General features: G+C 54.8%; 7 protein-coding genes and 1 pseudogene. 4 read left to right on the top strand and 4 right to left on the bottom strand.

Annotated features, from left to right (window positions below; all coding sequences use genetic code 11):
- Together ACE03M_RS07555 and ACE03M_RS07550 are read right to left on the bottom strand one after the other, a co-directional pair.
- Positions 1 to 265 (bottom strand): annotated as a pseudogene (locus ACE03M_RS07555) (sodium:solute symporter family protein); the annotation flags it as partial.
- A 2-nt stretch (positions 266 to 267) separates the two neighbouring features.
- The gene (locus ACE03M_RS07550; RefSeq protein WP_092107752.1) at positions 268 to 468 is read right to left on the bottom strand and encodes a hypothetical protein; all 201 of its coding nucleotides are present in this window, start codon (positions 466 to 468) and stop codon (positions 268 to 270) included.
- Between the two features lie 170 nt (positions 469 to 638).
- Here ACE03M_RS07550 and ACE03M_RS07545 point away from each other — a divergent pair, with 170 nt between their 5' ends.
- Positions 639 to 1,634, top strand: a complete 996-nt coding sequence (locus tag ACE03M_RS07545) for a LacI family DNA-binding transcriptional regulator (RefSeq protein ID WP_485933346.1) — start codon at positions 639 to 641, stop codon at positions 1,632 to 1,634.
- 483 nt (positions 1,635 to 2,117) lie between these two features.
- Here the strand turns inward: ACE03M_RS07545 and ACE03M_RS07540 are convergent, their stop codons facing one another.
- Positions 2,118 to 3,635 (bottom strand): DUF2971 domain-containing protein, encoded by a 1,518-nt coding sequence (locus ACE03M_RS07540; RefSeq protein WP_485933345.1) that lies wholly within the window; start codon positions 3,633 to 3,635, stop codon positions 2,118 to 2,120.
- A 696-nt stretch (positions 3,636 to 4,331) separates the two neighbouring features.
- On the opposite strand from ACE03M_RS07540, the gene ACE03M_RS07535 reads away from it, so the two are divergent.
- The 3 genes from ACE03M_RS07535 to ACE03M_RS07525 are packed head-to-tail and all read left to right on the top strand — an operon-like array spanning position 4,332 to position 7,449.
- On the top strand, positions 4,332 to 5,891 hold the full coding sequence (locus ACE03M_RS07535; RefSeq protein WP_485933343.1) for an MFS transporter: 1,560 nt from the start codon (positions 4,332 to 4,334) through the stop codon (positions 5,889 to 5,891).
- A 56-nt stretch (positions 5,892 to 5,947) separates the two neighbouring features.
- Positions 5,948 to 6,940, top strand: coding sequence for a dipeptidase (locus tag ACE03M_RS07530; protein WP_485933341.1), 993 nt, complete (start codon positions 5,948 to 5,950; stop codon positions 6,938 to 6,940).
- Positions 6,937 to 7,449, top strand: coding sequence for a DUF5943 domain-containing protein (locus tag ACE03M_RS07525; RefSeq protein WP_143924716.1), 513 nt, complete (start codon positions 6,937 to 6,939; stop codon positions 7,447 to 7,449). Before ACE03M_RS07530 ends, ACE03M_RS07525 begins: the two co-directional genes overlap by 4 nt.
- A 24-nt stretch (positions 7,450 to 7,473) precedes the next feature.
- Here ACE03M_RS07525 and ACE03M_RS07520 read toward each other — a convergent pair whose 3' ends face one another.
- A complete protein-coding gene (locus tag ACE03M_RS07520) occupies positions 7,474 to 8,202 on the bottom strand; it encodes a GntR family transcriptional regulator (RefSeq protein WP_485933340.1) in 729 nt (242 codons plus the stop codon).
- Positions 8,203 to 8,580 lie beyond the last annotated feature (378 nt).

The following is an 8,580-nucleotide window of genomic DNA, read 5'->3' as shown; positions in this document are numbered from 1 at the left end:
ACAGGAACATGATGATGGCAGCGAAGACGCTGTACTGGACGAGATAGAACCCAGTCACTCCACTGCCGGCGGTAAGTCCTGCGAACGAAATGAAGACGGTACCTGGCAGCCAGGTGTTGATGAACGCAGCTGTCCCGTAGACGGAGTTGAACGACCGGCCTCCGGTCGCGTAGTCGGAAAAGGAAGCGTCCTTGGCAGTGGAGCGTTCCATGACGATGATGACGAAGATGAAGAAGGCAGCGATCATGCCGAATGTGATCCACATGCTCAATCGCCTCCCTCGGCAGTGAGCGTAATCTTGTTGAGTGCGAGAATCATTGCCGCGACGAGTGTGGAACTGCCGACGATGTAGGCCAATGACCACCAGCCTTGGCCGAAGATCCAGTGCAGGGGAGGGAATAGTATGAGGACGGCGGCAATCGCAATGATTGCTCTGACTGTTCGAGTGGTACCTGTCTTCTTTGACATGAACAACAACCTTCAAAACGTTGGATTGCGTCATGCCGGAACGTTCCGGCATTGAAAGAGTGTAGCCATATACGTTGGTTCCGTGTCAAGGGGTCGGGCCTCCGTAATCGACTAAGTGGGCAATGGACTCTCGACCCGATCCCCTTCATTCGGGCTGGTACTGTTCCCGTATGAAACGACCGTTGCCCACTCTGCATGATCTCGCTGCTCACGTCGGATTGTCCGTGACAACGGTGTCCGACGCGTTGCGACGTCGGGGAAGAGTTGCCGAGGCTACGCGTGCCAAGGTTCTCGAGGGCGCGGCCGAGTTGGGTTACTCGCCGAACCGACCTGCGCAGTCTCTTCGCAGCGGGTCGAACCTCAACGTCGGAATCTACATTCCCAGGCGGGTGCTCGGGATGGAGTTCTACATGGCGTTTGCGATGTCGGTCGCGGACGAGTTGGGACAATACGGTTATGACCTGACGATCATTTCCGACGCTAAAGATCCGCGTCGGTGGACGCAGTTCGCTGCAGTGATTGTTGTCGATGCGTGTCTGAGCGATGGCCCTCTTCGCGAGAATCTAGATAATGGGTCAACAGTATTTACGGCCGGCCGAATTGAGGGGCTGCCGACCAGTCGATTGGCCGGCCTGATCGAGATCGACTATTGGAAGATGCTGACGGAGGCACTCGATGGACTGGAACAGCAGCGTGCAGTGACATCACCGTTCCTCATTGCATTCGAACCTCTGGACAAGTATTCGTGGTCTCAGATGCTCATCAGCTCATTCGTCAATTGGTGCACCGTGAGAGGGTTGGAGCCAGACGTGCTCACTGTCTCTCCTGACCCGAATTCATGGTCATTCTCTGAAGACTTCTCACGACGAATCAGCGATCGGAAGTCGTACGATCTGATTGTTCACGGAGGAACACTGTTGTCGATGGCGGCACGCTCCCAGAAGCTATACACCGAACTCATTGACCTGGAATCAGCTCGTACAGCCGTACTGACAACGAATGAAATTGAAACCAGACTCATAGACTGCGACGTGGCACTAAACATCCGTGCGAAAGAATTCGGGGCGGCCATCGCCCGTTTGTGTCTCGACCGAGTGCTTAAAGGTGAGAGCGAATTCACTCACGAATGGTTTGTACCCGAGATTTTCATATCCGAACGTAGTTGACAATGTCTGACCAGCTTGATTTTTTATTGATGTTTCAACGCATCGACACCGTGATGCTTCCAAGTCGTTTTTACCTCATTCTCTGATTGCTTATGGCCACCTCTTTTTGTCCAACATGCCAATCGTGTCAATGAGCTCGGCGCGAGCATCGAGCCATCCGACAACGTCTCGGTCTCCCGACCAAGCCTCGGCTGCGCGTCGAAGCGTAACGGCGGCCACGCCTGCATTACTGCGCTAGTGTTCGCGGTCGAGGTTCGCGTTGAGGATGTGAGAATTACGCTGATTGCTACCGTGCGGACTTCGGGCTCTCGGAGCTGACCATGACTCTGCGGGACTATGCCAACCGCAGGCGCTTTTCGGGACCAGTTCGCCTTCTAGCTCGCGGAGCATTTTTTAGCATTGCGATCGCATAACCGGATTGGTGAAGATGCCGCCCGTCTTGGCAACCCTGTCAATCTCAAATTGTTCCTCTGTGGATACCATCTAGCCCTTGAATGGTTGTTGAGATTGCTCTACGTTGTTGGCTGCACGGTCGTACCCCCGCTGCTTCAGTAGCCCCTCCAATGTTCGAACGATGCTCATATCGGGTACTGGAGAACAGCGGATCCCCTTCAGCGGCAGGAGTTCGTTCTCCTCCGCAGAAGTTCTGATGTGCAACACCGGCACGATGGATCTGCGCCCATGTTCGTAATACACGGGATCGAAAGTTGTGAAGTTCGTGGTTATCCACCGAACTTCCTTCTCATCACGGAAGGCAACATCTTTCATGACTGATGCCAGAATCACGACCTGCTTCCGCAGCTCCGCTATCAATGCCGGCCAACTCTTTTTGGAAGTGCGGCGAATGTCCTCCACCGCGTTCTGTATGAACGAACGCGCAAGGTTTAGTTTCTCGGCGTCCTTGTAACTGACGCGGTACCAGCCGCTAATCAGAGGTACGTCGCTGCGGATGCTCTCGGCGTTTTCGGCTTCGTCCACAGCGATTCCGTCTGCAGACAATTCGATACCGGCATCAATACCTAAGGCGAATCCGTCACCATCGGCATAGTTTCTCCACAGCGTCAGGCTGTCCCTTTCCGTGGAAGCAGAAATAATGTAGACCTCGTTAATGATGTTCTGGATATAGTCCTTGTTCAGAACATTGGACAGAACGGATTGCCAATCAGCCTGTTCGTGGTCGTGGGATTCAGCTTCCCTCGCCCGTTCTTCGAAGACTCCTAGGATGATTTCAAAACCGTGTTTCAATTCGGAAGAGTCGTTGAGATTCTCGGGACTGGAGGCCCACAGTTCGCCGTTTCCCAGAATAGAGAGCAAGGCACGCCCGTTAGTGTAGTGCCAGACCGGATGATTCCACCGGTAACGAAGCTTGTCATCGTTGGAGAGGAAACTTTGGGTCCGAGTGGCAAACCCTGCCGTTAGTGCGGCACGGGCAACTTTTTGTATCTCGTCCTGCAGGACCTTGAGGCCTTCCATATCAACGGGGAGTTGGTTGTGCGCCATGGCATTGCGGAATGCGTTCATGGTCTCGGGGTTGATGGCTACCTCAGGCGGATTCACTGCAGCAATTGCAGACTGGAGTGTTCCGAAATCCCATTGGGGGACGAAAGCCTTTGAAAAGTTATTCGTAGTGTCCGAGATGTCGCTGCGAATAGCCGTTTTTAACAAACCTCTAGTTGCAGAAGTCTGGAGCCATGGTTTCGAAAACAAGCTTTGAATTTGCGACAGGGTTTGTGCTCTGAAATCTTCTTGGATTCTTCCTACGGAATCAAACTCGTCGTCGGTGTAATCCTCGCTTCGGCCGTCCCTTATCGCCTTCTGGATATTCTCATATCTTTCAATGGACATCCCTTCTGACTTCGCCGCTGCCCCGATCTTCTTCCGTGCTTCTGCTCGGACCTCGTCTACGTGGAAACCCTTTGGCCCGGCTCCCACTTTTGATGCCTCTTTGCCGTCCGCGGCATGACTCTCTTCGTAGTGGTCGGGGTGGTCCTCTTCGCTCATGGAATTACCTTAGCTTCTCGTACATGCATGCCTAGGGTTCCAGTCGGAGGATCTTGTGGACTGGAACGCGACTACTTCAGGAGGGCGCATGGGGTATCGATGCGGGGATGTTTCCCCGCTCCCTGTATTACTGCTTCTCGGGATGATTGCACGGGAGACTTTGCTTCGTTTCCAATTCGTCCATAAGTGCATCTATGGAAGCGGCGATTTTGGCTCCGGCCTCGAAGGCCTCCAGTGGGATCGGGCGCACGACGACAACGGCTCTAGATGCTCGGACTCCGCACCGGCAGTCGACCGGGCCTCACCGCTGGGCCTAGGTTCGGGGTGGGTCGGGCATCCGGCTCCAGCCGCCCTCTCGTTGCATCGTCTCTCACTCTCCTCGCGCGCACATCGGCGCTATGGCCTATTCTTCCATTGGCCAATATTCGTCGAACTGTGCGATATCCGGTCCTGATATATAGGCCTCGGCCACCACGGCCTGAGTAGCCCTTCACTTAGATCAGTACCGTCTACTTTGACATAGGCCCTGTGCTATCGGGCATTTGCGACAGTGAGGCGGAGCCAAATTGGGGGTGCGGACACATCCCACTCCCAAGTGCACCACCGGAGAAAAATGAGGACCGGTCCTGGACCTACCGAAGTAGGCGGAACCGGTCGTGATGGGTCAATACTATCCCGCGCAGGGAATCTTTACGGGTGGCGCTCCGCGAAGACCTCAATACAGAAAATGTAGTCCCGCGCGACCCTGTGAGGCGCGACCACTGGCTACGCGGGACTATCGGTGAGTCGCGTAGAACCCTTGCGTTCAATATACGAGCCGTATACAGTAGGCACCGACAATGTGATGGAGATCGCACAAGTCTCAAAATGAAGGCGCTCCGAGCCACCAAGGCCAGTAGGACACAACAACGAAGTTTTTCTGCAAGCGAAGGACGCCCAGAGGAGAGAAGCATGTCGACTACAAACACGCCCAGTCTCGAACATGGAACTGACGCGAAAACGCTGCGCAAGGTCGTTGTTGCCGCGTCGATAGGAAACTTCATCGAATGGTATGACTTTGCGGTGTATGGATACCTCGCCGTCGTTCTCTCGGCTCACTTCTTCCCAGGCGATGACCCCGCAGCATCACTATTAGAGACATTTGCCGTCTTCGCCGTAGCATTCGCTCTACGCCCGATCGGAGGAATCTTCTTCGGGCGACTAGGCGACAGAATCGGTCGAAAGAGAACACTTGCGATCACGATTCTGTTGATCTCGGGATCCACTGCGGCTATCGGTGCCCTTCCAACCCACGAGTCAATAGGCGTCTGGGCTCCCGTGCTTCTCGTGATTGCGCGTTGTATTCAAGGATTCTCCGCAGGCGGCGAATACGCCGGAGCCTGCGCCTATGTACTCGAGCACGCACCCAGAGAGAAAAAGGCGACCTACGCCAGTTGGGTGCCAGTGAGCACCTTCCTCTCCTTCGCCTTCGCCGCAGGATTTACATTCATGCTCTCGCTACTGCTGGGCGGCACCGTCATGGATGATTGGGGCTGGCGAATCCCATTCCTGTTGTCTGTGCCTCTTGGTCTGTGTGGCTTCTACATGCGATTTCGACTCGACGAGACCCCGCTGTTCGACGAGATCGAAGACGAAGATGTCGCTTCGACGCCGTTTAGGGAGACTCTTCGCGAGCATGGCCGCACGATCCTGCTCTTCGCTGGCTTTATCGCGGCCACTGCGCTCTCCTTCTACATTTTCACTACCTATATGTCGACGTTCCTCCAGGTCGTTGGCGGGCTCGACTCGACGTCGGCACTGCTCAGCACATTCGTCTGCCAGATCCTTGCAGCGTGTCTCTGTCCTTTCGCGGGTCGAATTTCAGATCGGATAGGTCGAAAGAAGACGACCATGACAGCGTGCATCCTGCTGCTGGCGGGAACATTCCCCGCCTTCGCTCTCGGAAGTACCGGCAGCATGGCGCTGGGAATCATCGGCCAGCTTCTCCTCGGCAGTGGGGCTGTACTGACTGGAGTCGTGACAGCAGTGCTTATGTCCGAACTCTTCCCGACACGAGTGCGTTACACAGCGTCGGCTGTTACCTACAACTTGGCCTACACGATCTTCGGCGGGACTGCTCCATTTATTGCGACGTGGCTCATCACCGCGACTGGAAACAATCTTTCACCAGCCATATACCTTCTTGCCATCAGCATCATGGCACTGGTGACGGCATCTCGACTACCAGAGACATCGAAGAGATCACTCGACTTCTGATCGGTGCTTGCCTTTATCTCCATCTATACAATCCAGCCTCAGAAAGGGGAAGTGCTATGGCACTGAACAATACGAATACGTTCCACGACGAAATCGTCGTAGTTGACGGCCTCATCATCGCTAAATGGGATCGAGAGCTTTTTGTCGACATGCGAAAGGGAGGACTGACCGCAGCCAACTGCACCGTATCGGTATGGGAAGGATTCCAGTCGACTGTCAACAACATCATCGAAGTGAATCAACTCATCGCCGAAAGCAGCGAATTGGTACGTCCCGTGCGCACTGTTGATGACATCCGAGCTGCAAAGGAAGAGGGGCGCACAGGAATTATTCTCGGTTTCCAAAACGCTCATGCTTTCGAAGATCAGCTTGGCTACATCGAAATATTCAAGCAGCTTGGCATCGGAGTAGTCCAGCTTTGCTACAACACTCAGAACCTAGTTGGCACTGGATGCTACGAGCGCGACGGCGGGCTCTCGGGGTTCGGACGCGAAGTCATCGCTGAAATGAATCGAGTCGGAATGCTCTGCGACCTCTCGCATGTCGGTGCGGTGACGTCCCGTGAAATTATCGAAGAGTCATCCAAACGAGTGTGCTACTCGCACTGCCTTCCCTACGGGCTTAAGGCCCACCCCCGGAACAAAACTGACGAAGAGCTGAAGTTCATCGCCGATCACGGAGGGTTCGTGGGAGTTACCATGTTTACCCCCTTCCTGGCGAAGGGAACACAAGCGACGATCGACGACTATGCCGAAGGCATCGAATACACTATGAACATCGTGGGGGAGGACTCCGTCGGCATTGGCACCGATTTCACCCAAGGCCAGGACCAGGCGTTCTTCGAGTGGCTCACCCATGACAAGGGCTACGCGCGAGAACTCACTCAATTTGGGGAGATCGTCAATCCCGAGGGCATCAGAACCATTGGAGAATTCCCCAACTTGACCGAGACCTTGCTGCGGCGAGGCCATTCGGAGGATCGAGTACGTAAGATCATGGGGGAGAACTGGTTGCAACTGCTTGGCGACGTCTGGGGCACGGCCTCATGACACAGGCACCACAGGTCCCGATCGAAGTCGATGAGGAGACTGGACGCTGGAGCACAGATGGTTTGCCGATGGTCTATGTGCCGGTCCACTTTTTCCTCAACAACCACCGGGCGATCGAAAACGAGATCGGTGTTGAGCGTAACGCGCAGATTCTCTACACCGCCGGATACGAGTCAGCCTGGACATGGTGTGAGGCTGAGGCGAGTACGCATGGTCTCGTCGGCGAGGACGTTTTCCTACACTACCTTGACCGTCTCTCTAAGCGTGGATGGGCGAAATTCACCGTCCTAAACCTGGATCCCGTAGAACCTCGAGCGACAATCGAGGTACGCAACTCGATTTTCGCTGACGATAGTCGAGAAGAGTCACAGGACTACATGTTTACAGGTTGGTTCGCCGGCGCAATGGACCAGATCACGGGGAAGCGAGGACTAGCTATGTGCCGACAGGTCCGTGGAGAAACTCAAGAGGCCGAAGGCCTGTTCGAAGTGTCACGCCGCGTTCAGTAACCGGCACCTATAGACATCCTGTCGTCAGTCCAGGCGGGCCGACGACAGGATGTCTCCTCCTAGATTCACATCATTGACGGTATCCATCTTCATGAATGCCATGATGCGATCACGGAACAATAGAACGTGCCGGCCTGCGATCTCTTCGGCAAGATCTGGGTCACGGGCCTCATACGCAGCGATGAGTTCGTGATGATCGCCTTGGACCTTAGAAAAATGGTCCCGGAGCAGATCCCACGATGTCCGTCCACCAAAGGCGAGGAACCCAATTCGCTGACCGTGATCGTGAATCGACAGTGCAAGGCTCTCCAAGAACGAATTCTTCGACGATGTTGCTTCCAACCGATGGAGATGGGCGTTCGTGGACGCGACAGCGGCAGGATCCTCATCCCAGATCGCCCTGACGACCGCCTGCTCCGCCGTCTTCATTTCGTCGAGATTCTCCCTCGTCGCCCTGACAGCTACGAGGCGTGCGATGGCACGCGCGGTGACCATGTGTGCTTCAAACAGGTTTGACACACTGACCAGGTCCATGGGCCGAACGAAGAATCCGCTCTTGCCGCTATCGGAAAGGATGAGACCTTCCGTCGACAGGCGGAAGAGGGCCTCACGCACCGGAGTCCTGCTGACACCAAGCTCCTTGCTGATGCTAATGTCATCGATCGGCATACCCGGCTCTAGCTCGAGCACCATGATCCGATGTTTGATGTCCGCATATGCGGTCTCCATTATCGAACGAGGACGACCAGCCATAGAAATATGCTCCTTGAGAATCGGTACCTGCCAATTCTATCTGGCAAGACGAAGACTGGTGGCCGCCCAAAGCTATGAGTCCTTCATCTACTTAGGAATGGGCAAGGCTCTGAAAGTCGAGCGTGCATGCGATGGCGGAGCGAAATTTGGACTCATCGGTGCGGCGTGCCGATAAGTGAATACTGATGAAAACGCAATATAGGTGCACATGTCTTCCAGCTGGTTCTCGTGCATGACCGTAAGTGAGCAGATGTAGCCGTGCGAAATGAAGGCAATGTGCCCTCGCAGCTGAGATGCAAAAGAGTGGAAGGAAGCCCAAGGCCGATAGCCACTCAGAATCTCTACTCCTGATCGTCTTCGTAGATTCGCCGGAATTTT

Source organism: Brevibacterium sp. AGC70 (assembly GCF_057334195.1).
The sequence above is the reverse complement of the archived record's forward strand: the minus strand, read 5'-3'. Positions and strand labels throughout refer to the sequence as shown.